Annotated in this window: 23 protein-coding genes; 17 read left to right on the forward strand and 6 right to left on the reverse strand. The window is 70.2% G+C overall.

Annotated elements, in window-relative coordinates; translation table 11 throughout:
• Positions 1-68: 68 nt before the first annotated feature.
• From ACTOQ2_RS29215 to kynU, 7 genes are read left to right on the forward strand one after another with little or no spacing between them, the layout of a single operon-like run.
• Positions 69-1,043, forward strand: a complete 975-nt coding sequence (locus tag ACTOQ2_RS29215; RefSeq protein ID WP_440103855.1) for an acetaldehyde dehydrogenase (acetylating) — start codon at positions 69-71, stop codon at positions 1,041-1,043.
• Entirely contained in the window at positions 1,040-2,134 is a 1,095-nt protein-coding gene (gene dmpG, locus ACTOQ2_RS29220) for a 4-hydroxy-2-oxovalerate aldolase (RefSeq protein ID WP_440103857.1), read from the forward strand. Before ACTOQ2_RS29215 ends, dmpG begins: the two co-directional genes overlap by 4 nt.
• On the forward strand, positions 2,131-2,979 hold the full coding sequence (locus tag ACTOQ2_RS29225; protein WP_440103859.1) for a 2-keto-4-pentenoate hydratase: 849 nt from the start codon (positions 2,131-2,133) through the stop codon (positions 2,977-2,979). The genes dmpG and ACTOQ2_RS29225 overlap by 4 nt, the downstream gene beginning before the upstream one ends.
• Entirely contained in the window at positions 2,976-3,398 is a 423-nt protein-coding gene (locus ACTOQ2_RS29230) for a RidA family protein (RefSeq protein WP_440071323.1), read from the forward strand. Before ACTOQ2_RS29225 ends, ACTOQ2_RS29230 begins: the two co-directional genes overlap by 4 nt.
• Positions 3,395-3,910: a 3-hydroxyanthranilate 3,4-dioxygenase gene (locus ACTOQ2_RS29235; RefSeq protein ID WP_440103861.1), complete on the forward strand. Its 516-nt coding sequence runs from the start codon at positions 3,395-3,397 to the stop codon at positions 3,908-3,910. Before ACTOQ2_RS29230 ends, ACTOQ2_RS29235 begins: the two co-directional genes overlap by 4 nt.
• 3 nt (positions 3,911-3,913) lie before the next feature.
• Positions 3,914-4,948, forward strand: coding sequence for an amidohydrolase family protein (locus tag ACTOQ2_RS29240; RefSeq protein WP_440103863.1), 1,035 nt, complete (start codon positions 3,914-3,916; stop codon positions 4,946-4,948).
• Between the two features lie 14 nt (positions 4,949-4,962).
• Positions 4,963-6,195: a kynureninase gene (gene kynU, locus ACTOQ2_RS29245; protein ID WP_440103865.1), complete on the forward strand. Its 1,233-nt coding sequence runs from the start codon at positions 4,963-4,965 to the stop codon at positions 6,193-6,195.
• A gap of 152 nt (positions 6,196-6,347) precedes the next feature.
• Here the strand turns inward: kynU and ACTOQ2_RS29250 are convergent, their stop codons facing one another.
• From ACTOQ2_RS29250 to pcaD, 4 genes are all read right to left on the reverse strand, one after another.
• A complete protein-coding gene (locus ACTOQ2_RS29250; RefSeq protein ID WP_440103867.1) occupies positions 6,348-7,073 on the reverse strand; it encodes a hypothetical protein in 726 nt (241 codons plus the stop codon).
• 311 nt (positions 7,074-7,384) lie between these two features.
• Entirely contained in the window at positions 7,385-7,804 is a 420-nt protein-coding gene (locus tag ACTOQ2_RS29255; RefSeq protein WP_440103869.1) for an MmcQ/YjbR family DNA-binding protein, read from the reverse strand.
• 80 nt (positions 7,805-7,884) lie between these two features.
• Positions 7,885-9,618, reverse strand: coding sequence for a pyruvate dehydrogenase (locus tag ACTOQ2_RS29260; RefSeq protein WP_440103871.1), 1,734 nt, complete (start codon positions 9,616-9,618; stop codon positions 7,885-7,887).
• A 62-nt stretch (positions 9,619-9,680) separates the two neighbouring features.
• Positions 9,681-10,421: a 3-oxoadipate enol-lactonase gene (pcaD, locus tag ACTOQ2_RS29265; RefSeq protein ID WP_440103873.1), complete on the reverse strand. Its 741-nt coding sequence runs from the start codon at positions 10,419-10,421 to the stop codon at positions 9,681-9,683.
• A gap of 155 nt (positions 10,422-10,576) precedes the next feature.
• On the opposite strand from pcaD, the gene ACTOQ2_RS29270 reads away from it, so the two are divergent.
• The 6 genes from ACTOQ2_RS29270 to ACTOQ2_RS29295 all read left to right on the forward strand — a co-directional run bounded on the left by ACTOQ2_RS29270 (position 10,577) and on the right by ACTOQ2_RS29295 (position 17,125).
• The gene (locus tag ACTOQ2_RS29270; RefSeq protein WP_440103875.1) at positions 10,577-11,389 is read left to right on the forward strand and encodes a class I SAM-dependent methyltransferase; all 813 of its coding nucleotides are present in this window, start codon (positions 10,577-10,579) and stop codon (positions 11,387-11,389) included.
• A gap of 238 nt (positions 11,390-11,627) precedes the next feature.
• Entirely contained in the window at positions 11,628-13,073 is a 1,446-nt protein-coding gene (locus tag ACTOQ2_RS29275; RefSeq protein WP_440103877.1) for an MFS transporter, read from the forward strand.
• A 349-nt stretch (positions 13,074-13,422) separates the two neighbouring features.
• Positions 13,423-15,783 carry a sensor histidine kinase gene (locus ACTOQ2_RS29280; RefSeq protein ID WP_440103879.1) on the forward strand — a complete coding sequence of 787 codons (2,361 nt, stop codon included), beginning with the start codon at positions 13,423-13,425 and terminating at the stop codon, positions 15,781-15,783.
• Entirely contained in the window at positions 15,764-16,189 is a 426-nt protein-coding gene (locus ACTOQ2_RS29285; protein WP_362695154.1) for a roadblock/LC7 domain-containing protein, read from the forward strand. The genes ACTOQ2_RS29280 and ACTOQ2_RS29285 overlap by 20 nt, the downstream gene beginning before the upstream one ends.
• 20 nt (positions 16,190-16,209) lie before the next feature.
• On the forward strand, positions 16,210-16,536 hold the full coding sequence (locus ACTOQ2_RS29290) for a DUF742 domain-containing protein (protein ID WP_440071312.1): 327 nt from the start codon (positions 16,210-16,212) through the stop codon (positions 16,534-16,536).
• Positions 16,517-17,125, forward strand: a complete 609-nt coding sequence (locus ACTOQ2_RS29295; protein ID WP_440071311.1) for a GTP-binding protein — start codon at positions 16,517-16,519, stop codon at positions 17,123-17,125. Before ACTOQ2_RS29290 ends, ACTOQ2_RS29295 begins: the two co-directional genes overlap by 20 nt.
• Here the strand turns inward: ACTOQ2_RS29295 and ACTOQ2_RS29300 are convergent.
• Positions 17,110-17,898, reverse strand: a complete 789-nt coding sequence (locus ACTOQ2_RS29300) for a TetR/AcrR family transcriptional regulator (protein ID WP_440103881.1) — start codon at positions 17,896-17,898, stop codon at positions 17,110-17,112. The two genes, ACTOQ2_RS29295 and ACTOQ2_RS29300, sit on opposite strands and share 16 nt — an antisense overlap.
• 157 nt (positions 17,899-18,055) lie before the next feature.
• Between ACTOQ2_RS29300 and ACTOQ2_RS29305 the strand changes: the two genes are divergently transcribed.
• The 4 genes from ACTOQ2_RS29305 to ACTOQ2_RS29320 all read left to right on the forward strand — a co-directional run bounded on the left by ACTOQ2_RS29305 (position 18,056) and on the right by ACTOQ2_RS29320 (position 20,873).
• Positions 18,056-19,309 (forward strand): acyl-CoA dehydrogenase family protein, encoded by a 1,254-nt coding sequence (locus tag ACTOQ2_RS29305; protein ID WP_440103883.1) that lies wholly within the window; start codon positions 18,056-18,058, stop codon positions 19,307-19,309.
• Complete coding sequence (locus tag ACTOQ2_RS29310) at positions 19,306-20,163, forward strand: SDR family oxidoreductase (protein WP_440103885.1); 858 nt, start codon at positions 19,306-19,308, stop codon at positions 20,161-20,163. Before ACTOQ2_RS29305 ends, ACTOQ2_RS29310 begins: the two co-directional genes overlap by 4 nt.
• 90 nt (positions 20,164-20,253) lie before the next feature.
• Complete coding sequence (locus ACTOQ2_RS29315; RefSeq protein WP_440103887.1) at positions 20,254-20,460, forward strand: hypothetical protein; 207 nt, start codon at positions 20,254-20,256, stop codon at positions 20,458-20,460.
• Positions 20,457-20,873 (forward strand): type II toxin-antitoxin system VapC family toxin, encoded by a 417-nt coding sequence (locus tag ACTOQ2_RS29320; protein ID WP_440103889.1) that lies wholly within the window; start codon positions 20,457-20,459, stop codon positions 20,871-20,873. The genes ACTOQ2_RS29315 and ACTOQ2_RS29320 overlap by 4 nt, the downstream gene beginning before the upstream one ends.
• A gap of 125 nt (positions 20,874-20,998) precedes the next feature.
• On the opposite strand, the gene ACTOQ2_RS29325 is transcribed toward ACTOQ2_RS29320, so the two are convergent.
• Positions 20,999-22,321 (reverse strand): helix-turn-helix domain-containing protein, encoded by a 1,323-nt coding sequence (locus tag ACTOQ2_RS29325; protein WP_440103891.1) that lies wholly within the window; start codon positions 22,319-22,321, stop codon positions 20,999-21,001.
• Positions 22,322-22,480 lie beyond the last annotated feature (159 nt).

Below are 22,480 nucleotides of genomic sequence, written 5' to 3' on the forward strand. Positions count from 1 at the left end.
GGGATCCGGGAAGGCGGTGTTCTCGTGACGGCTCGCACCGCGGGGGGATCCGGGAAGGCGGTCCTTCCGTGAAAATCGCCATCATCGGTTCGGGGAACATCGGCACCGACCTGATGTTCAAGGCACTGCTGTCGGAGAAGGTCGAGGTCGTCGCGATGGCGGGCATCGACCCCGACTCCGACGGCCTGGCCCGCGCCCGCCGCCGGGGGATCGCCACCACCCACGAGGGTGTGGAGGGTCTGGTCGCGCTGCCCGGGTTCGCCGAGGTGGACGTCGTCCTCGACGCGACCTCCGCGGGCGCGCACCGGCACAACGACCGGGTGCTCCGGGCGCACGGCAAGCGCGTCATCGACCTCACCCCCGCCGCCGTCGGCCCCTACGTGGTGCCCCCGGTCAACCTGGACGCCCACCTCGCCGAGCGGAACCTCAACATGGTCACCTGCGGCGGGCAGGCCACCATCCCGATCGTCGCGGCGGTCGCCTCGCGGGTGCCCGTCCGGTACGCGGAGATCGTCGCCTCGATCTCCTCCCGGTCGGCGGGGCCAGGCACCCGGGCCAACATCGACGAGTTCACCGAGACCACCTCCCGGGCGATCGAGCGGGTCGGCGGCGCGGCGAGGGGCAAGGCGATCATCGTCCTCAACCCGGCCGAGCCGCCGCTGATCATGCGCGACACGGTCTACTGCCTGGTGGACGAGTGCGACGAGACGACCGTGGCGGAGGTGGCGGGCGCCGTGCTGGAGATGGTGGCGCGGGTCAACGACTACGTGCCCGGCTACCGGCTCAAGCAGGACGTGCAGTTCGAGACGATCCCGGCCGGGGAGCCGCTGCCCGACGGCACCCGCGACGGCGGCGTCAAGGTGACCGTCTTCCTGGAGGTGGAGGGCGCCGCCCACTACCTGCCCGCCTACGCGGGCAACCTCGACATCATGACCTCCGCCGCGCTGCGCACGGCCGAGCGTCTGGCCGAGCCGCCGGACCGGGCCGCGGACGCGGGCCGTACGGACGCCGAGGCTCGTACGGACGCGGAGGTGGGCGCGTGAGGCTGTACATGCAGGACGTGACACTGCGGGACGGCATGCACGCCGTCCGGCACCGCTACACCGCCGCCCAGGCCGCCGAGATCGCCGCGGCCCTCGACGCCGCCGGGGTGGCGGCCATCGAGATCGCGCACGGCGACGGTCTCGCCGGGGGCAGCTTCAACTACGGCGCGGGCGCGCACACCGACGACGAGTGGATCGAGGCGGTCGCCGGGGTGGTGCGGCGGGCGAGACTGACCACCCTGCTGCTGCCCGGCATCGGCACCATCCACGACCTCAGGCGCGCCCACGCCCTCGGCGTCACCTCGGTCAGGGTCGCCACCCACTGCACCGAGGCCGACATCTCCGCCCAGCACATCTCCACCGCGCGCGAGCTCGGGATGGACGTGGCCGGGTTCCTGATGATGTCCCACATGGCTCCGGCCGAGGAGCTGGCCCGGCAGGCCGCGCTCATGGAGTCGTACGGCGCCCACTGCGTCTACGTGACCGACTCCGGCGGCCGGTTGACCATGGACGGGGTCAGGGAGCGGGTCAGGGCCTACCGCTCGGTGCTCGGCGAGGGCACGGAGATCGGCATCCACGCCCACCACAACCTGGGTCTGGGCGTGGCCAACTCGGTCGTCGCGGTGGAGAACGGCACCTACCGGGTGGACGCCTCCCTCGCCGGGATGGGCGCGGGCGCGGGCAACTGCCCGATCGAGGTGTTCGCCGCGGTGGCCGACCTGATGGGCTGGGAGCACGGCTGCGACCTGCACGCCCTGATGGACGCGGCCGACGACCTGGTCAGGCCGCTGCAGGACCGGCCGGTCCGGGTGGACAGGGAGACGCTGACGCTCGGCTACGCGGGGGTCTACTCCAGCTTCCTGCGGCACGCCGAGGCGGCCTCGGAGCGGTACGGGGTCGACACCCGGACCATCCTGACCGAGGCGGGCCGCCGCCGGATGGTGGGCGGCCAGGAGGACATGATCGTGGACATCGCGCTGGACCTGGCAGGGGCGGGGAAGCAGCCGGACCTGGCACGGGCGGAGGCGCGACCGGACCTGGCGAGGGCGGGGGAGCAGCCGGACCTGGCGCGAGAGGGGGAGCGGTCATGACCGACCTCCACAAGCTCGCCGCCGTCCTGGACGAGGCCGCCCGCACCGGTCGCGCGGTGCCGAGGCCCGAGCAGGACTACGGCGTGGCCGACGCCTACCGGGTCCAGGAGGAGCTGATCCGGCTCCGCCTGGAGCGGGGGGACCGGCTCGCCGGGGTGAAGCTGGGCTTCACCAGCGAGGGCAAGCGCCGCCAGATGGGCGTGCGCGACGTCATCTTCGGCCGGGTTCCGGAGTCGTCGGCCATCCTCGACGGCTCGTATGCCGATATATCGAGATACATCCATCCGAGGGTGGAGCCGGAGGTCGTCTACCTCGTCGGGCGGCGCATCGCGTCGCCGGGCGACGCGCTCGCGCCGGGCGCCATCGCGGCCGTCGCGACCGGCGTCGAGGTCATCGACTCGCGCTACGAGGACTTCAGGTTCTCGCTGCCCGACGTGATCGCCGACAACACCTCGGCCGCCGGGTACGCCGTCGGCCCCTGGCAGCCGTACGACCCGTCGCGCTGGAACCTGGGCGTCGTCCTGGAGATCGACGAGCGCGTGGTCCACGCCGGGTCGACCGGCGCGATCCTGGGCGACCCGCGCCGGGCCCTCGCGGAGGCCGCCCGCCTGGCCCTCCGGGCGGGAACGGTCCTGGAGCCGGGCTGGGTCCTCCTCGCCGGTGCCGCCACGCCCGCCGAGCCGCTCACGCCCGGCGCGCGGGTGCGGGCCGAGATCCAGCACCTGGGCTCGGTCTCGTTCACCGCCTCCGCACCGGAACCCGCTCCTGAGGTTCCGGGGACCTCGGGGGCTCCAGGGACCTCGGGGGCTCCAGGGACTTCGGGGACTTCGGGGGAGGGATCATGAGCGACGGGCTCGTCATCGCGGGGAAGGCCACGCCGCGGGGCAGGTTCCCGCACGTCAAACGGGCGGGAGACTTCCTATACGTGTCCGGGACCAGCTCGCGCAGGCCCGACAACACGATCGCCGGAGCCGAGGCCGACGAGTTCGGCACGGTGGCGCTCGACATCGCCGAGCAGACCAGGGCCGTGATAGAGAACATCGGCGACATCCTCCGGGCGGCCGGGGCCGACCTGAGCGATCTCGTGCAGATCACCACCTACCTGGTGAACATCAACGACTTCGGCGGGTACAACGCGGTCTACGCGGAGTACTTCGACGAGACCGGCCCGGCGCGCACCACCGTGGCCGTCCACCAACTGCCCCACCCGCACCTGCTCATCGAGATTCAGGCCGTGGCACACCGACCGGAGGAGCGCCCGTGATCCCGCCCATCGACCTCACCACGTGGATCGACGAGCACGCCCACCTGCTCAAGCCACCGGTGGGCAACAAGATGGTCTTCGAGGGCGCCGGCGACTTCATCGTCATGGTCGTCGGCGGCCCGAACGCGCGGACCGACTTCCACATCGACCCGTACGAGGAGCTCTTCTACCAGATCCGCGGCAACATGCACGTCAACGTGATGACCCCCGAGGGGCCGGAGACCGTGCACGTGCGCGAGGGCCAGATGTGGCTGCTCCCGGCGAACACGCCGCACTCGCCGCAGCGCCCCGAGGAGGGGTCGGTCGGCCTGGTGGTGGAGCGGATCAGGCCGGAGGGCGTGCTGGAGCGGTTCCTCTGGTACTGCCCTCGGTGCAGTGGCGTGGTCCACGAGGTCGAGCTCCAGGTCCGCGACATCGTGACCGACCTGCCGCCGATCTTCCAGGCGTTCTACGACGACGAGAAGGCGCGCACCTGCGAGAACTGCGGCACCGTCCACCCCGGCAAGGGATAGTCGTTGATCATCGACGTCCACACGCACCACGTCCCCAAGGGCTGGCCGGAGCTCGGCTGGCCGGGGGCGCCCCGGCTCAGGATCGACTCCGAGCGGGAGGCCGTGATCCTGCTCGGGGACCGGGAGTTCCGCCGGATCGCCGACGACTGCTGGAGTCCCTCGGTCCGCCTGGAGCGGATGGACGCCGACGGGGTGGACGTCCAGGTCGTCTCGCCGACGCCGGTCTTCTTCTCCTACGAGCGCCCGGCGGCCGAGGCCGTACGGGTCGCGAGGGTGTTCAACGACCTGGCGCTGGAGATCTGCGCCTCCGAGCGGCTGGTGCCGTTCTGCCAGGTGCCGCTCCAGGACCCCGACCTGGCCTGCGCCGAGCTGGACCGGTGCCTGGCCGCCGGGCACGCGGGCGTCGAGATCGGCAACCACGTCGGCGACCGCGACCTCGACGACGAGGGGGTCGTCCAGTTCCTCCAGCACTGCGCCTCGGTGGGCGCGCCCGTCTTCGTCCACCCCTGGGACATGGCGGGCGGCCCCCGGCTGGAGCGCTGGATGGCGCGGTGGCTGGTCGGCATGCCGGCCGAGACGCACCTGTCGGTGCTGGCCCTGATCCTGGGCGGAGTCCTCGACCGGGTGCCGGAGACGCTGCGCCTGTGTTTCGCGCACGGCGGCGGCTCGTTCGCCTTCTGGCTCGGCCGGTTCGAGAACGCCTGGCACCGCCGCAACGACCTGGTCGGGGTCTCGGAGTTCCCGCCGTCGCACTATCTCGGCCGGTTCAGCGTGGACTCGGTCGTGTTCGACGAGCGGGCGCTGCGGCTGCTGGTCGACACGATGGGAGAGGACGGGGTGATGCTCGGCTCCGACTTCCCCTACCCGCTGGGCGAGTCGCCGGTGGGCTCGCTGATCCGCCGGGCGGGGTTCCTCTCCGACACCGCCCGCGCCAAGCTGCTCGGCGGCAACGCCACTCGTTTCCTCGGCCGTCAACCGGGGCGGAATGCCATGAAATCTGACATTGACGGCATTATGGGAGGGTTGCCAGGCGCCTAACCGGGAGACGATTCGTGGCCATCAGCCGTGCGGAGTGCGTCGCGCTCGACGCCGCCGACCCCCTCAAGCACATCAGGGACGAGTTCGTCCTGCCCGACGGGACGATCTACCTGGTCGGCAACTCCCTCGGTGCCCCGCCGAAGACCGCGACGGCCGCGGTGACGCGGACCGTGGAGCAGGAGTGGGGAGGCCGCCTGGTCGGCGCCTGGAACACCTCCGGCTGGTTCGACCTGCCGCTGACCACGGGCGACCGGCTCGCCCCGCTGATCGGCGCGGGCCCCGGCCAGGTGGCGGTGGGCGACAGCACCTCGATCTCCATCGTCAAGGCCGTGTCCGCCGCCCTGGGGCTGCGCCCCGGGCGCCGGGTCGTCATCTCGGACCTGGCCAACTTCCCCACCGACCGCTACGTGGTCGAGGGGCTGGCCGAGGCGCTGGGCGGCTACGAGATCCGCGACGTCACCGGCGTCGACGACCTCGCCGGCGCCCTCTCCGACGAGGTCGCGTGCGTGCTGCTGTCGGAGGTGGACTACCGGACCGGGGCCCGCCACGACACGGCCTCGGTCACCGCGCTGGTCCAGGCGGCGGGCGCGCTGATGATCTGGGACCTGTGCCACAGCGCCGGCGCCTACCAGGTGGACGTCTCGACGGCCGACTTCGCGGTCGGCTGCACCTACAAGTATCTGAACGGCGGCCCGGGATCCCCGGCCTTCGTCTACGTCCACCCGCGCCACCAGGCCGAGGCGCGGCCCATGCTGACCGGCTGGCACGGCCACGCGGCGCCGTTCGCGTTCGAGCCCGGCTTCCGCCCCGCCGACGGCATCCGGCGCTTCACCGTGAGCACCCCGCACGTGATGTCCTTCGCCTCGCTCAACGCCTCGCTCGACATCTGGGAGCGCGTCGACCTGGCCGCCGTACGGGCCAAGAGCGTGGCGCTGGGCTCGATCTTCATCGAGCTCGTCGAGGAGCTCTGCGCGCCGTACGGGCTGGAGCTGGTCTCGCCCCGCGACCCGGAGCGCAGGGGCAGCCAGGTCAGCTTCGGTCACCCCGACGGCTACCCGGTCATGCGCGCCCTGATCGACCGCGGCGTCCACGGCGACTTCCGGGCCCCGGACGTCCTCAGGTTCGGGTTCGCGCCGCTCTACATCCGTTTCGCGGACGTCTACGACGCTGCCGTGATCCTGACCGAGGTGCTGGAGAAGGAACACTGGCGCGACGACCGCTACAACCACCGCCTCACCGTCACCTGAGATCACCGTCACCTGAGATCACCGTCACCTGAGATCACCGTCACCTGAGATCACCGTCACCTGGGTTCACCGTCACCCGAGAAAAGGGGACCCCGCCGGGGGGAAGGCGTCCTGACCGGGAGAGAGCGGGCGCCTGCTGAGGGGAGCGGGCCTCAGCGCCTGCTCAGCCGGCGTCCCTTGTACATCGGGTGGTCGGTCTCCCAGTATCTCCAGCCCTCCACCCGCGCGGGGACGCTGGCCACTCCGGCGGCGATCTTGCGCACCCGGCAGCTGTAGATCTGCCGCCACGCCGAGAAGCCCACCCGGTAACCGAAAACGCGATACCACATGTTTCCGTACTTGCCGTCGGTGATCTCCTGCACGTATTCGTGCCCGGTCTCGACGATGTACTCCTCGGCGAGCAACGGGTTCACCATGTTTCGCAGCTGGCGGATCAGCTCGTCCCTGTCGATCTCGCCGATTCTTTCCCTCTCGATCTCCATCTCGGCGTACACGCGGTGCTGCCGGGTGACCGAAACCGTCATCGTGCCGCCGGGGCCGTCGATGAAGCGCGTACGGGGAACGAAGAAATTCCTCGGCTTGAAGGAGTGGAACCGGAAGAAGGACCTCGGCTTGCATTTCTTCCGCGCCTGCTCCGCAAGCGTGTGGCGGGGGCCGTCGTCATCGTCGTCGGTGCCGAAGTCGGTGCCGGTGCCGGTGGTGGTCTCGCTGTTGGGGCCGGTGTCGGTCGCGGAGTCGGTGTCGTCAGGGGCGGAAGTGCTGGTGGAGGTGCTGGTCGACCTGACGGACGAGTCCGAGTCCGAGTCCGAGTCGGGTGGCGGGTCGCTGAGCGCGGACGCGGTGGCGGGTGAGGGGAAGGCGGGGGACATGGGGGACACGGGGGCCATGAGGGCCACGGAGAGGGATCCGGCCAGGGCCAGCATCGCCGGCCTTTTCGCCGGCCGGCGTCCCTTCCGCCGTTCACGCGTGGTCGCGGCACTTGTTTCAGGGGTGGGAGTGAGCATGGAGACACCATTCCCTTCGAGACGTGGTCCGTGGCCGCGACCAATCCGCTGACCGGAATACGGCTTTTGCCGGTACGCCGAGCCACTCATCGTGACAGTGATGATGCTTACAGTCGCGATTGAGGGCCATGTGGTGACACGCCGAGACCCCGTCCACTGAATAGGGAAAGGCGGAGGGAAGGGGGCTAGAGTGATTGTCCGCCGGTGCGCGCCGACTCGTCGCCGGGCTGCGAGGGCGCGTCGAGCCTGGCGACGAGCCTCTTGGGAGCGACGGCGCGGTAGCTCTCCTCGACCCAGTCGAGGAGCATCTCGGTCTCCGGGAGCGCGCCGGAACCCGTCAGGGGAATCGACACCCACCCCGCTCTGCCCAGCCCGTAGCCGGACGGTTTGGCGCCCTCGACCGCAAGCGCGTGGCCGTTCGACTCGGGTAACTTCATCCCGACGCTCGGGCTCCACTTCTCGGTCGGCTCGTCGACGCCGAGGAAGAGGAAGATCTTCTTGTTGACCTTGACGACCGTGTCGCCCCAGGGGTGGTCCTCATAGGATTCCGGCAGGCGCAGCGCGAACTCGCGCAGCGTCTCGCGGACCTCACTCCAGTTGTCCATGGCGCCCATTGTGAACCTCGGCACCGACGATTCCGGCCGGATCCGGCACGGGCCGGCCCGGGTGCCCGCGACCGTGCGGTTCAGGGGCGCGGGATGCTCCGCAGGTTCGCCTTCGCCATCTCGATCATGCGCCCGACCCCGCCGTTGAGCACGATCTTGCCCGCGGCCAGGGCGAACCCCTTCACCTGCGCCCGGCTGATGTTCGGCGGCATGGCCAGCACGTCCGGGTCGGTGACCACGTCCAGGAGGAAGGGCCCGGGGGTCGCGAAGGCCGTGGCCAGGGCCTCCCGTACGTCCGCGGGATCCTCGACCCGCAACGACCCGATCCCGGCCGCGGCGGCGATCGCCGCGTAGTCGACGGGAGCGTGGTCGGTGCCGAAGTCGGGCATCCCGTCCACCATCATCTCCAGCTTCACCATGCCGAGCGAGGAGTTGTTGAACACCACCGTCTTCACCGGCAGGTCGTGCAGCCGGACGGTGAGAAGCTCCCCGAGGAGCATGCCGAGCCCGCCGTCCCCGGAGAGCGAGACGACCTGCCGGCGCCGGTCGGTGAACTGGGCGCCGATGGCGTGCGGGAGGGCGTTGGCCATGCTCCCGTGCCAGAACGAGCCGATCACCCGGCGGCGCTCGCCGGGGCTGATGTAACGGGCGGCCCAGACGGTGCACATCCCGGTGTCCACGGTGAACACCGCGTCGTCGGCGGCCAGCTCGTCCACCAGGTTCGCGACGTACTCGGGGTGGATCGGGAGGTGGTGCTCGATGTCGTGGGTGTACGCCTCCACGACGTTCTCCAGCGCCTTGAGGTGTTTGCCCAGCATCCTGTCGAGATGGCGGCGGTCCGTCTTCTGGGCGACATGGGGCAGCACCGCGCGGATCGTCGCGCCGACGTCGCCGTGCACGGCCAGCTCCAGCGGGGTCCTGCGGCCCAGCCGCGCCGCGTCGTGGTCGATCTGGACCGTACGCGCGCCCGGCAGGAAGTCGTCGTAGGGGAAGTCGGTCCCGGCCAGCACCACCAGGTCGGCCTCGTGCATCGCCTCGTAGCAGGCGCCGTACCCGAGCAGCCCGCTCATCCCCACGTCATACGGGTTGTCGTACTGGATCCACTCCTTGCCGCGCAGCGCGTGCCCGACCGGGGCCAGGACGCGTCCGGCCAGCGCCATGACCTCGTCGCGGGCGTGGCGCGTCCCGGCGCCGCAGAACAGCATCACCTTCTCCGCGCGGTTCAGCGCCGCCGCCAGCTCGGCCACCTGGTCGGGGTGGGGGACGACCGTGCCGGTCCTGGTCAGGACGTCGTGCTCGTCGGTGGGGTGGGCGGCGGGCAGGTGCGCCACGTCGCCGGGAAGCACCACGACCGAGACGCCGCCGAGGCCGATCGCCTGCTGGACGGCGATGCGGAGCACCCGGGGCATCTGCTCGGGAGTGCCGATCATGTCGCAGAAGTGGCTGCACTCCACGAACAGGCGCTCGGGGTGGGTCTCCTGGAAGAAGCCCGTGCCGATCTCCGAGGAGGGGATGTGCGAGGCCAGCGCGAGCACAGGGGCGCCGCTGCGGTGGGCGTCGTAGAGCCCCTGGAGCAGGTGGGTGTTGCCGGGCCCGCAGCTGCCCGCGCAGACCGCCAGGCGCCCGGTGACCTGTGCCTCGGCCGCGGCGGCGAACGCCCCGGCCTCCTCGTTGCGCACGTGGATCCACTCGATGCCGTCGGCCTTCCTCACGGCGTCGACCACCGGGTTCAGGCTGTCACCCACCACCCCGTAGATCCGTTCCACTCCGGCCTGGCGGAGAACCTCGATGAACTGTTCGGCAACGGTCGCCATGGTGCCCCCTTGTTTCCGGCGTCACCGGGGTACCTCACCGTATTTCGCCGGATCACTCCGGATCACTCCTGGAGGAAGTGCCCGACGAGGTGCTCGGAGACCGCTTCCGGGCGCTCGACGTTCGCCAGGTGGGCCGCTCCGGGCAGGACGACCAGCCGGGAGCCGGCGATCCCCTCGGAGATCCGTTCCGCGTGCTCGGGCGGCGTGGCGGGGTCGTCGGCCCCGGCGAGCACGAGCGTGGGCGCCGAGATCAGGGGCAGCTCGGCGCGGAGGTCCATGGCTCCGACGGCCTCGCAGCAGGCGGCGTACCCCTTGGCGGAGATGCCGCCGAGCATCGCCGCGTACGGTTCCCGCCCGGTGAAGGCGGGGGTGAACCACCGGGCCACGGCCGTCTCGGCGATCGACGCGGTGCCCGCCTCGCGGACCGCGCTCGCCCGCTCGGCCCAGGACTCGGGGGTGCCCAGCTTCGCCGACGTGCACAGCAGCGCGAGCCGGTCGATCCGCTCGGGCGCGTGCGCGGCCAGCCACATGCCGACCATGCCGCCGAGCGAGAGCCCCGCGAGGGAGACCTTCGGCAGTTCCAGCAGGTCGAGGAGGTCCAGCACGTCACCGGCCAGGTCGGCGATCGAGCACCTCCCGGTCGCGGGGGACCGCCCGTGGCCCCGGTGGTCGAAGCGGACGACCCTGAAGTGCCCGGTCAGCGCCTCCATCTGCGGATCCCACATCTCCAGCGTGGTGCCCAGCGAGCCGGCCAGCACGACCGGCCGCCCGCCTGCGGGTCCTTCGATCTCGTGATACAGCACTGTTCACCTAACGCACATAAGTTCTTTATTCGGACATACTGTAGCCGGGAGGATACGTTCTCCAGAGAAGATGGCCAGGTCCGGCCGGAGGCCTGTCACTTTCCGTGGCGACCTACCTACCATGCGGCGAGGTAACCGCTCATGGAAGGGTCCAGATGACCGGGCAGAACTCAGCGACCGCGTCCGACTACGTGTTCGACAACGACGGGGACCACTCGTCCGACCAGCACCACTATCTCGCTCGGCTGCTGGATCCGCTGACCTTCGAGCGCCTCGCCCTGACCGGCGTCGGCGCCGGCTGGAACTGCCTGGAGGTCGGGGCCGGTGGGGGCAGCGTGGCCCTCTGGCTGGCCGATCGGGTGGCGCCGGGCGGGCGCGTGCTGGCGACCGACATCAAGCCGGGCCTGATCCCGTCCAGGCCGGGGCTGACCGTGGCCCGCCACGACATCGTCACCGACCCGCTGCCGGAGGCCGCGTTCGACCTGATCCACGCCAGGCTCGTGCTCAGCCACCTGCCGCGGCGCCGCCAGGTCCTGCGACGCCTGCGGGCCGCGCTGCGGCCCGGTGGCTGGCTGCAGCTCGACGAGATCGACATCACCCGCTGGGTGGCGCCGTCCACCTCCGGCGGGCGGGAGGGGGAGGTGTACGGGGCCTACGTCACGGCGATGGCCCGGGTACTGAGCGCGGCGGGCAGCGATCCGACCTGGGGGGGCTCCGCCGCGCGGGACATGGCGGCGGCGGGGCTGGTCGACATCGACCAGACCCACTGGACCGAGGTGTGGGAGCGCGGTTCCGCCGGCCTCGGCCTCCTGATCAGCAACAGCCACCACCTCGAGGACCGCCTGGTAGAGGCGGGGATGACCCTCGGGCAGCTCCGGGAGGTCCGGGAGGTCATGTCGGCTCCGGGTTTCAGCGCCCCCTCCTTCGAGATCCACTCCATCCTCGGCCGCAGGGCGGGCGACGGCTGAGCGGCTCGCGGACGTGTGACGGCAGAGAGTGGCTCGCGGACGAGCCCGAGGCCGCGTGAGCCCGAGGTCGCGCGAGTCCGAGGTCGCGTGAGCCCGAGGTCGCGTGAGCCCGAAGCCGTGCACGAGTCCGATCTCACATCTCGTATTTCGGCCATTTACCGGCGCTGTGATCTGTGCCACCCTCCATAACAAAGCTCTAGAAGCGGATTCTAGATTTTGGCTACAGGAAGGCCGGCGCATGGTCGACACGCCCACCACCCCACGCCTGAAACTCGGAGCGCCTCGCAACGGAGAGGTCGACGCCGGGTCTCGTGCCCCCTACGGCTGGGCCCCCCTGGTCGTGCTCTTCATCGTCGGGCTGGTCGACCGCATCGAGTTCAACCTTCTGTCCGGAGTGCTGCCGCTCATCCAGGCCGAGTGGGGCTTCAGCGACACCGTCGCCGGTTCCATACCGACCGCCTCCGCCCTGGCGGCCGCGCTCGTCGCGCTGCCCGCCGGGTACTTCGCCGACCGGCGCAGCCGCACCCGGATCATCGCCGTCGTCGTCTTCTGCTGGGCCCTGGCCACGCTCGGCTCGGGGCTGGCCACCGGCTTCGCGATGTTCTACGCGATGCGCGTCTTCCTCGCCGCCGCCGAGAGCATCGACAATCCGGCCGCCGGCAGCCTCCTGGCCGACTACTACCCCCCGGCTACCCGTGCCCAGGCCTACGGCTGGACCCGGGTGACCGCCTACCTGGGAGGCATCGGCACGCTGCTCGGCGGCGTGCTCGCGGAGGCGTTCGGCTGGCGCAGCGCGTTCCTGATCATGGTCGTGCCGGGCGTGCTCACCGCACTCCTCGCGTGGCGGCTCCACGAGCCCGTCAGGGGCGACCTCGACCGGCTCGTCGCCAACGCGGCCCCCGGCGGTCCCGGTACCGATTCCGGCACCGATTCCGGCACCGATTCCGGCACCGATTCCGGCACCGATTCCGGCACCGATTCCGGCACTGTCCTCGACGCCGGTTCCGGCCTCGCCACCGCCGAGGCGCCCGCTCCCAAACCGCCGTTCGCCCGCCAGCTGCGCGAGGTCCTCACCATCCGCACCCTGCTCGCGGTCTCCATCGGCCTGATGCTGCTCAGCCTGGGCCTCGCCGGGATCTTCTACTGGCTGCCCTCGCTGCTGGTGCGCAACTTCGGCATCGGCCCCGCCGCCGCGGGTTCGCTGGGCGGTCTCATGACCATCGTCGGCGTGGTCTCGGGAACCCTGATCGGCTCATGGCTCGGCAGGCGCTGGCACGGCACCCGCAAGGGCGGCAGGCTCCTGGCGGGTGGCGGGGGCATCACGGCCGGGTCGCTCGTCCTGGCCGTCGCGCTCACGATGGACTCCCTGGCCGCCTTCTGCGTCGTGCTCACGGCCTCCAGCGTGCTGACGTCGATGGCCATCCCCAACATGACCGCCTCGCTCGCCGACGTGATCGGCGCGTCCTCCCGCGGCCTCGGCTTCGCCGTCCTGCAGGTCCTCATCACCGCCGGCGCGGCGTTCGGGCCGCTGGTCGTCGGCATCGCCTCCGACGGCACCGGCTCGCTCATCTCCGCCATGTACGTCCTCATCGTGCCCATGGTGGTCGGCGGCCTGCTCACCCTGTCCGCGCGTGGCTTCTTCGAGAGCGACGCGCGGCGGGTTCTCGAGGACGCCCGCCGCTGACCCCGGCCCGCCGGCCCGGTCGCCCATCGCCGGACGGGCGACCGCCGACCGGCGACAAACAGTGACGGAACGATGTCAATCCGTGGCGAGGGGCGAGAGGTGCCCGCTCGCGTACGGCACCCGGTGTGAGCTGGGTGATTGCCGAAAACTCCGGTTTGCATGAGAAAGCGGTCACCCAGCCCACTGCGAACATTGATACCCAATATTCGCTCCGGTGGCTTGAAGCTCGATATGTCCCATGGGCATAGTGTGTCGAATCACACACGCACCAGTCGCGGCGTGCGACCGCGGGGCACTTCTCGCCCGCGGCTGTCGGCCACGCACAGGAACCGCGGATTGGACACGTCGAATGAGTTCCCCCCCTCCGATTCGCTGGAAGATCCTCCGGATCCTCCTCCTTCCCGTGCTCTCGTTGATCGTCCTGTGGGTGTTCATCGCCTACTCGACCGTCGCGCAGGTCGCCGGCATCGCCCAGACCCAGAACCGCTGGCAGGTGATCGGGGCGCCGATCCGGCAGCTGATCGTCGAGATCCAGCGGGAGCGCCAGTTCTCCGCCGACGCGGCGGGCGCCACCGCCCACAGCAGGGCGCTCACCGAGCAGCGGCGGGTCACGAACACCAAGCTGGACCTGGTGCGCCAGGCGATCACGTCCGCCGAGGCCTACGAGCCCGACAACGCCCCGACGGACGTGCGGGCGCTGCTGGCGGCCATGGACGGGCTCATCCAGGTGCGCACCTTCGCCGACAGCGGTGCGATCAAACCCATCCAGGTCACCGACGGCTACAACGAGTTCATCAGCGTCGCCAACCGGCAGTTCGGCGACTCCGACGCGATCGCCGAGGTGTCGTCCTTCCGCGTCGTCCGCGGCATGGGCGCCTACAGCACCGCCGGCGAGTACGCGAGCAGGGAGCACGCCGTGCTCACCGCCGCGATGAAGCGTGGCGAGATGACGCCCGTCGAGCACGCGGCCTTCGTCTCGGCGATGACCAGCCGGAGGAACTACCTGGCCTACGCGGAACGGGACATGGGGCCCGAGCTGCGGGCAGGGTCCGAGACTCTCGCCGAGAGTCCGGCCTACCTGCGATTCAAGGCCAACGAGGACAGGATCTTCTCCTGGAACCTCATCGGCAAGCCTCCGCTGGACGCCGCCGAGTGGAAGCGTGACGCCGAGGCCGTCATCGGCGCCGTCGCCAAGCAGAGCGTGCAGGAGTTGGCCCGCGCCGCGGCCAAGGGCGAAACGCTCAGGAACGACGCCTATCTGCGGGTCGCGCTGATCCTGGGACTGGGCCTGCTCGCGATCATCATCTCGATCATGGCCTCCTACCGGTTCGGCCGCTCCCTGATCTCCGAGCTGAAGCGGCTCCAGGCCTCGGCCGTGGAACTGGCCGAGGAGCGGTTGCCCCGGCTGGTCGAGCGGCTGCGCAGGGGCGAGGACGTGGACCCGGCGACCGAGGCCCCCGAGCTGGCCCCGGCGAAGACCGCCGAGGTCGACCGCGTCGTGCACGCCTTCTCCGCCGTGCGGCGTACCGCGGTGGAGGCCGCGGTCGGCCAGGCGACGCTCCGCAAGGGCGTCGGCCAGGTCTTCCTGAACCTCGCCTGGCGCAACCAGGCGCTGCTCCACCGCCAGCTCACGCTCCTCGACACGATGGAGCGCCGCGTCGAGGAGCCGGAGACCCTGGAGGGTCTCTTCAAGATCGACCACCTGACCACCCGCATGCGGCGGCACGCGGAGAACCTGATCATCCTGTCCGACGCGGCCCCGGCCCGCAGGTGGCGCGACCCGGTGCCGATCTTCGACGTGGTGCGCAGCGCCGTGCTGGAGGTCGAGGACTACACCCGCGTCACCGTGCTTCCCATGCCGCAGGCGCCGCTGCTGGTCGGCGCCGCGGTCACCGACGTGATCCACCTGATCGCCGAGCTGGTGGAGAACGCCACCATCTTCTCGCCGCCGAACACCGTGGTGCACGTACGGAGCATGGTCGCGGCCAACGGCTTCGCGCTGGAGGTCGAGGACCGGGGACTGGGACTGAGCCAGGCCAACCTCGACGAGCTCAACGCCAAGCTCGCCGATCCGCCGGAGTTCGACCTGGCCGACAGCGACCGGCTCGGCCTGTTCGTCGTGGCCAGGCTCGCCGCCCGGCACGGGATCAAGGTCGTGCTGCGCCCCTCGCCGTACGACGGCACCACCGCGATCGTGTTGCTGCCGCAGAACCTGCTCGCCACCTGCGCGTCGCTGGCCGCGGAGGCCGAGCCGCACCGGGCGCGGCAGGGCGGCGCGCACGCGGGCGGGCCCGTCCGGGCGCTGAGCGCGACACCGGAGGAGTGGCCCAAGGCCCTCTCCGGCGCGCAGGACGAGGTGACGGTCAACGCCTCCGAGACCACGCAGAACTGGTTCCCCGCCCAGGAGCGGCGCGAGGCGTCCCCCGACCCGGCCCCCCCGACGCCCGTGCGGCGGGCCGTGTTCGTACCGGACACCAACGACGACCTGGACGGGCTGCCGATGCGGGTACGGCAGGCTAATCTGGCCCCCCAGCTCCGCCAGGCGCGTTCCCCCGAGAAGCGCGACATCAGCGCGCGCACTCCCGAGGAGCTCTCAAACCTCATGTCGTCCATGCAACGAGGCTGGCAGCAGGGCCGCAGCCAGGCCGAGCAGGAACTGGACGTGTGGAAGCGAAAGGATGGCCACTCCGATGCCCGACCCCAGATCTGAACTGAGCTGGTTGCTCGACGACCTGACCCAGCGGGTCACCGGTATCCGGCACGCCATCGTGCTGTCCGCCGACGGCCTGGCGATGGGCGGCTCCCGGGAGCTGACCCGGGAGGACGCCGAGCATCTGTCCGCCATCTCGGCGGGAAGCCACAGCCTCGCGCTGGGCGCGGGGCGGCACTTCGGCCTCGGCGGCGTGCGGCAGACCATCATCGAGATGGAGGGCGGCTTCCTGTTCGTCACCGCGGCGGGGCAGGGGGCCAGGCTGGCCGTGCTGGCCGCGGGCGACGCCGAACTGGGCATGGTGACCTACGAGATGGCGCTGCTGGTCAAGCGCGTCGGCGAGCACCTGTCCGCACAGCCGAGGGGAGCTGCCCCGGCGCCCGCCTGGAACGGTGCGAGGACGTGACGGGAGAGGATCCCGGGCCTTTGATCAGGCTCTTCGGGGTGACCGGCGGCAGGGCGCGCCCGGTCGGGGAGAGCTTCGACCTGGTGGCCATCGTCACGACCGTCGAGATGCCCGTCGAGCCGGTCGGGCTGGTGCCCGAGCATCTCGACGTGCTGTCCACGTGCCGCCGGCCCACCCCCGTGGCGGACGTCGCCGCGCACCTCAAACTGCCGCTCAACATCACCCGCGTACTCCTCAGCGAACTGCGCCGTGAGGGCCTGGTCACCATCGACAGGCCCCGGCCGATGGGGAAGACGATCGACGAACGCATCTACAGGGAAGTGCTGCATGGAATACGCGGCCTCTGAGCCGGGGACGGCCCCGGCAGACAGCCCGGCCATGGCCATCAAGATCCTCGTCGCCGGCGGTTTCGGGGTCGGCAAGACGACCATGGTCGGCACGATCAGCGAGATCAGGCCCTTGCACACCGAGGAACTGCTGAGCGAGCGCGGCATCTACGTGGACGACACCGCGGGCGTGGAGTCCAAGATCACCACGACCGTCGCGCTGGACTTCGGCCGGATCACCATCCGCGACGGGCTCTGGCTCTACCTGTTCGGCACCCCGGGCCAGGACCGGTTCTGGTTCATGTGGGACGAGCTGTCCGTCGGTGCCCTCGGCGCGGTCGTGCTCGCCGACACCCGCCGCCTGCAGGACTGCTTCCCCGCCGTGGACTACTTCGAGCAGCGCGGGCTCCCGTTCGTCGTGGCGGTCAACTGCTTCGACGGCGCGCGGCGGCACGACCCGATCAAGGTACGGCGGGCGCTGGGCCTGGACGGCGTGGCCCCGATCGTCCTCTGCGACGTGCGCAGGCGCGATTCGGTCAAGGAAGTGCTGACCACGCTGGTCACCTACTCGGCGGGAGGTGCCTTCCAGGCGGCTCACGCGGGCGCCTGACGCCCGAGCCCTCCTTCTTCCCCGCCGAGCCCGTTCTCCCCACCGAGCTCGGCGGTGCCGTGGGCCGGGTTCTCCGGGACATCCTCGGCCCTGCCGTCGCGTTCCCCGTCCCGCTGGCCGCGCCTCCTGTCGCGCTCTCCCAGGAGCCGCGCGGTCTCCTCGGAGACCTCGGTGGCCAGCACGGCCGACACGACGTCGATCAGGTGGCTGGTGAAGAGACGGTCGTCCTTTCCCTCGGGCCCGGCGGCGCGGCGGGCCAGCTCCACGTACGTGACCCGGATCGCCATGAAGCGCTGGTGCAGCCGGCGCAGGGCGACCTCGGACAGCAGCGGGGCCACGAGCTCGCGCCAGCGGTCGATGCTCTGCCCCGGGTCCGTGCTCCGCGTGGCGGGGAGGGGCGTGCGCTGGACGAGCTGCTCCATGATCCGCAGGTAGTACCGGCCGCCGTCGGGGTCGGCCAGCTTGGCGGCCATCGGCCGGACCAGCGCGGCGGCGAGGGTGCGGCGGGCCTCGGCCTCCGGCAGGTCGCCCCGGGACTCGTACTCGTCGAGCAGCTGGTGGCGGCGCGCCTCGATCTCGGGATGGTGCTTGGTGAGCACCGCGCCCAGCAGTCCCGCGCGGTCCCCGAAGTGGTACTGCAGCGCCGTCGAGTTGCGCTGCCCGGCGGCACTGTTGATCTCGCGGAGTGACACGCCGTCGATCCCGCGCTCGGCGAACAGCCGCTCGGCCGCCGCGACCAGGCGCCTGCCGGTCGCTTCCGGGTTAGGGGGCATGCCGTGCTCCTGCCTTGCCGGTGAACGCACCGGTCGCTAGGGTAATAATGCATGTGTATCAAATCATGAAGCAGTCGCATCAAGGTCGCGGCACACAGCGGGGAGTCCCCGCCCGGCGGCCCTTCGGACCTGTCAGCCGCCGCAAGGGGAGGACCCCATGGCCATCGACTTCACCCTCGCCCCCGAGCACGAGGAGATCCGCCGCCGCGTGCGGGCCTTCGTGCGGGAGACCATCATCCCGGCCGTCAGCGGCTTCGACGACCTCGACGACCTCGACGACACAGGGAAGGTCACCGCGCGCGACGAGTACATCCGCGTCATCTTCGACCTGCGCGCGAAGGCGCAGGCCGAGGGACTGTGGCTGCCGCACATGCCCAAGGAGTGGGGCGGCATGGGCCTCGGCCACGTCGAGCTGGCCATGGTGCAGTCAGAGGCGGCCAAGACCCGGCTCGGGCCGTGGGTCCTCAACTGCTCGGCGCCCGACGAGGGCAACATGCACACGCTGCTGCACTGGGGGACCGACGAGCAGAAGGAGAAATACCTCAAACCACTGCTCAAGGGCCACAAGATGTCGTGCTTCGCGATGACCGAGCCGGAGGTGGCCGGTTCCGACCCCACGCTCATCCGCACCCACGCCGTCAAGGACGGCGAGGAGTGGGTCATCAACGGCCACAAGTGGTTCATCTCCAACGCCCGCCGGTCGAGCTTCGCCATCCTCATCGCCAAGACCGAGCTCGACGTGCCCGAGGGCTCGCGCGGCGGCAACACGGCCTTCCTCGTCGACCTCCCGCAGGAGGGGTGGAACGACGTCCGAGAGGTCGAGACGATGCACGGCTCCACCGGCCACAGCGAGATCGTCATCACCGACCTGCGGGTGCACGACAGCCAGATCCTCGGCGGGCGCGGCAACGGCCACCGGCTCGGCCAGTACCGGCTGGGCCCGGCGCGGCTGGCGCACTGCATGCGCTGGATCTCCCAGGCGGAGACGGCGCTCGACATGATGGTCGACCGCGCGCTCAACCGCTACAGCCACGGGTCGCTGCTCGCCGAGAAACAGGGCATCCAGTGGCTGATCGCCGACTCGGCCATGGAGCTGTACCAGTGCAAGCTGATGGTCCTGCACGCCGCCTCGAAGATCGACAAGGGTGAGGACTTCCGGACCGAGGTCTCGATGTCGAAGCACTTCGTGGCCAACAGCCTCAACCGGATCGTCGACCGGGCGATCCAGGTGCACGGCGCGCTCGGCTACTCGACCGACACCCCGCTGGCCAAGATGCTCCAGCACGCCCGCTGGGCCCGCTTCGCGGACGGGGCCGACGAGATCCACCAGATGCGCATCGCCGAGCGTACGATCGCGGCGTACCGGAGCACGGGCTCGACCAACGCCGCCACCGGAGGGTTGCCACTGTGAGTACGGAGAAGACGGGCGGGTTCACCGCGGGCAGCGGCGGTGGCGGGCTGCTCAGCGGGCTGGGCGCGAAGAGCCCGGGGATCTCGGCGGAGGCGTTCAACGTGGTCCGCGGCGACGACCTGGAGGGCAGGGTCGCCCTCGTCACCGGCGGCGGCAACGGCATCGGCGCGGGCGTGGCCCGGCGGCTGGCCGAGGGCGGGGCCCGCCTCGTGCTCGCCGACATCGACGACGTCGCGGGCGGGAAGCTCGCGGACGAGCTGGGCGCGACGTACGTCCACTGCGACGTGTCGCGGCTGGAGGACAACGAGGCGGCGGTGGCGACCGCGGTCGAGCGGTACGGCAGGCTCGACCTCGCCTTCCTCAACGCGGGCATCGCCACGGGCTTCGGGCTGGGAGAGGACTTCGACGTCCGGCGCTACCGCCGGGCGATGGGCGTCAACCTCGACGGCGTCGTCTTCGGGGTGCACGCCGCGATCCCGGCCCTGCGCGCGGCGGGCGGCGGCACGATCGTGGCGACCGCGAGCATGGCGGGCATCGTCGGCATCCCGTCCGACCCCGTCTATGCCGCCAACAAGCACGCCGTCGTCGGCCTCGTCCGCTCGCTCGGCGAGGACCTCCGGCCGCAGGGGATCAAGGTACAGGGCCTGTGCCCGTCGTTCGCCGACACCGCGATCCTCGGCGAGGGCAAGGCGGTGCTGGAGCAACTCGGCTTCCCGATCCTGGACGTCTCGTCCGTCGTCGACACGTTCGTCCGGCTGCTCGACAGCGACGGCACCGGCGAATGCTGGTTCGTGATCCCGGGCCGCGAGAGCGAGCCCTTCACCTTCCGCCGCGTCCCCGGCCCGCGAACCTGAGTCTGTTCCGTATCGGGCGAACGCCGAACTCGCGATTCGCGTCGCAGCTCGGCTGTGTGTGTTCCGATGGTGTCTGGTTACACTCGACACATGAGCGTGATGCGTGAGGAGCTTCACCATCTGGTGGACCGCCTGCCCGAGGAGAAGGTGGCACCACTGCTACGCCTTGTCCGAGACCAGTTCGACGAACAGCCCATCGTCCGTGATCTGCCATTCATCGGAACGCTCGAGGCCGAGCCGGATTTCGCGGAACGCTCTGAAGAGATCTTGCGATCGGAGGACAATCACTCTTCGTGATTGTCATTGATTCAGGGCCTTTGGTCACAGCGGTCAATATCCGGGACAACCATCACGAACTCTGCGCCGGGCTTTTGCGGACTCATCCGGGTCCGCTTCTCGTTCCCGCCACAGTTGTCACGGAAGTCTGCCAACTCATCGAGAAGCGCCAAGGAAGCAAAGCGGAAGCGGCTTTTCTGCGATCTTTTCAATTTGGGCTGGTTCTGATCGACCTCCTCAATGAGGATTTGGACCGAATGAGTGATTTGGTGGAAATGTACGCCAATCTCCCGTTAGGTGCGGCTGATGCCTCAGTGATCGCGGTGGCTGAGAGGCTTGAGCTGGCCGAGGTTGCCACACTCGATCGTCGTCATTTCACCGTCGTACGTCCCCGGCACGTAAACGCGTTCACCCTCTTGCCCGAGCGGTTCTGAGTACGGAACTGAAGGATCATCGCCAGCGGCATCCGGACGGATCGGCTATCGAGGAACCGTTTTGTGGCCCTCGGAAGGGTGATGAGACCTGATCCGTTGCCTTTGCGTGGATATTCTCCGGCGCGTCAACCCGGGCGGTCGCCTGTCGTGAGGGCGTGGAGTTCGCGGGCGGCGGGCAGGGTTCGGGCCCGCTCGGGGAGAGCGGCCACGACCTCCCGCATGATCTTGCGTCTGGCGATCGTGGTGGGAAGGGAGGTCGCGAGGTCGAGAGCGTGGCCGAGCCCTTCGGTCACATCGCGATCCTGGACCAGCCCCCATGCCTGGATGAGGCCGATGTTGGCCCTTCCCCCGGCCTTCTCGCGCGGACACGAGGCGAGAGCCTGCTCCAGCATCGGCATCGCCGACTTCCCGTCTCCCAGCTTGGTGAGCACGAACGCCTCGGCGTACTGCGCGCTTTCCAGAGGCAGGCCCCACACGGAGATGGGGTCATCGGTCACGGAGGTGGGAAGGCGCTCGTACACGCCCCTGAAATCGTCGAGGACCTCGCGGGCGGAGGTTACCTGCCCAGCCTCGGCGAGAATGCGGCTGCGCCCTTTCAGCGCCTGCGCCAGGCCGAGGCTTGGACGGCCGTCGGCGAGATGCACGGCCTCCTCAATCAGGGTGTCCGCGGCCGGTCCGAGACGACGCATGTAGAACGACTGGGTGGCCTCTTCCGCGCGTATCCACACGCTCAGCTCACGGTCGCCGGAGGCGTCGGCGGCCGACCGGGCGGCACGCCACGAACGCCAGCACGCGCGGGCACTGGAGGTCTCAGCCAGGTCAAGGGCCAGGAACGCGGCCAGCTGGGCGTAGACGCGCAGCAGGGTGGTGTGCTCGGCCGGGGCCTGAGCGTGCGTCAGAGCCTGCTCCAGGTTGCGGATGTCGCCTGTCAGGTCGGCGATCCTGGAAGCCGGCGGCTCCGTCCACACGCCTTGCGCGTAGTCCCACGCGATCTGCTCCCAGTCGCTCACGCTGTTCTCGGCCGCGTGATCCGTGGTCCGCCCCAGGCCCGCGTGCAGAGCGTCCACGGCGGAAGCAGGGATGCCGGAACCGGCACCCATCGTGATCAGGAGTTGGAGAAGGGTACGGCGCTCCACATCATCCTCATTACGTCCTGAGGTGCTGGTTTTTTCGTTACTTACCCGGAATCGGGCGAGTTCCACGACGAGAGCGTGAAGCTCTGCGATCTGCCCGTTCGCCTCCAGTGCCGTGTCGATCGCCCGAGCGCTGGAGATGTCCATTCGCGAGGCGGCGCGTTCCCAGGCGGAGATCATCGTGTGGTCCACGTGGACCATTTCGGCGAGGCCGCGCTGCGAAAAATGGGCATTTTCCCGCCAATGGCGAATGGTGCTGCCAAGCAGGCGCCAAGGGGAATCAGCGGGATTAACCGGCTGGGGCGTACGTGGCATTCCGTACTCCGGGGTTGGGGAGGTTGGGGGGTGCGCGTCTTCCCCCAACAAACCTCTTGGATATCTCGTCGGCCGATTCCACTATTACACGGACGCGGTGAAAAGCCTCGTGAAATGGCGGAGCCCGCCACGGCATCGCACGCCGGGACGGGCCCCTTG

Source organism: Streptosporangium sp. H16 (assembly GCF_051918855.1).
Classification (GTDB): Bacteria; Actinomycetota; Actinomycetes; order Streptosporangiales; family Streptosporangiaceae; genus Streptosporangium.

Coding starts and splice junctions, on each gene's coding strand:
- ACTOQ2_RS29225 (WP_440103859.1), top strand. CDS start 2,131: ATGACCGACCTCCACAAGCTCGCCGCCGTCCTGGACGAGGCCGCCCGC.
- ACTOQ2_RS29230 (WP_440071323.1), top strand. CDS start 2,976: ATGAGCGACGGGCTCGTCATCGCGGGGAAGGCCACGCCGCGGGGCAGG.
- ACTOQ2_RS29255 (WP_440103869.1), bottom strand. CDS start 7,804: ATGGACAACTGGAGTGAGGTCCGCGAGACGCTGCGCGAGTTCGCGCTG.
- ACTOQ2_RS29260 (WP_440103871.1), bottom strand. CDS start 9,618: ATGGCGACCGTTGCCGAACAGTTCATCGAGGTTCTCCGCCAGGCCGGA.
- ACTOQ2_RS29270 (WP_440103875.1), top strand. CDS start 10,577: ATGACCGGGCAGAACTCAGCGACCGCGTCCGACTACGTGTTCGACAAC.
- ACTOQ2_RS29275 (WP_440103877.1), top strand. CDS start 11,628: ATGGTCGACACGCCCACCACCCCACGCCTGAAACTCGGAGCGCCTCGC.
- ACTOQ2_RS29280 (WP_440103879.1), top strand. CDS start 13,423: ATGAGTTCCCCCCCTCCGATTCGCTGGAAGATCCTCCGGATCCTCCTC.
- ACTOQ2_RS29285 (WP_362695154.1), top strand. CDS start 15,764: ATGCCCGACCCCAGATCTGAACTGAGCTGGTTGCTCGACGACCTGACC.
- ACTOQ2_RS29295 (WP_440071311.1), top strand. CDS start 16,517: ATGGAATACGCGGCCTCTGAGCCGGGGACGGCCCCGGCAGACAGCCCG.
- ACTOQ2_RS29300 (WP_440103881.1), bottom strand. CDS start 17,898: ATGCCCCCTAACCCGGAAGCGACCGGCAGGCGCCTGGTCGCGGCGGCC.
- ACTOQ2_RS29305 (WP_440103883.1), top strand. CDS start 18,056: ATGGCCATCGACTTCACCCTCGCCCCCGAGCACGAGGAGATCCGCCGC.
- ACTOQ2_RS29315 (WP_440103887.1), top strand. CDS start 20,254: ATGAGCGTGATGCGTGAGGAGCTTCACCATCTGGTGGACCGCCTGCCC.
- ACTOQ2_RS29325 (WP_440103891.1), bottom strand. CDS start 22,321: ATGCCACGTACGCCCCAGCCGGTTAATCCCGCTGATTCCCCTTGGCGC.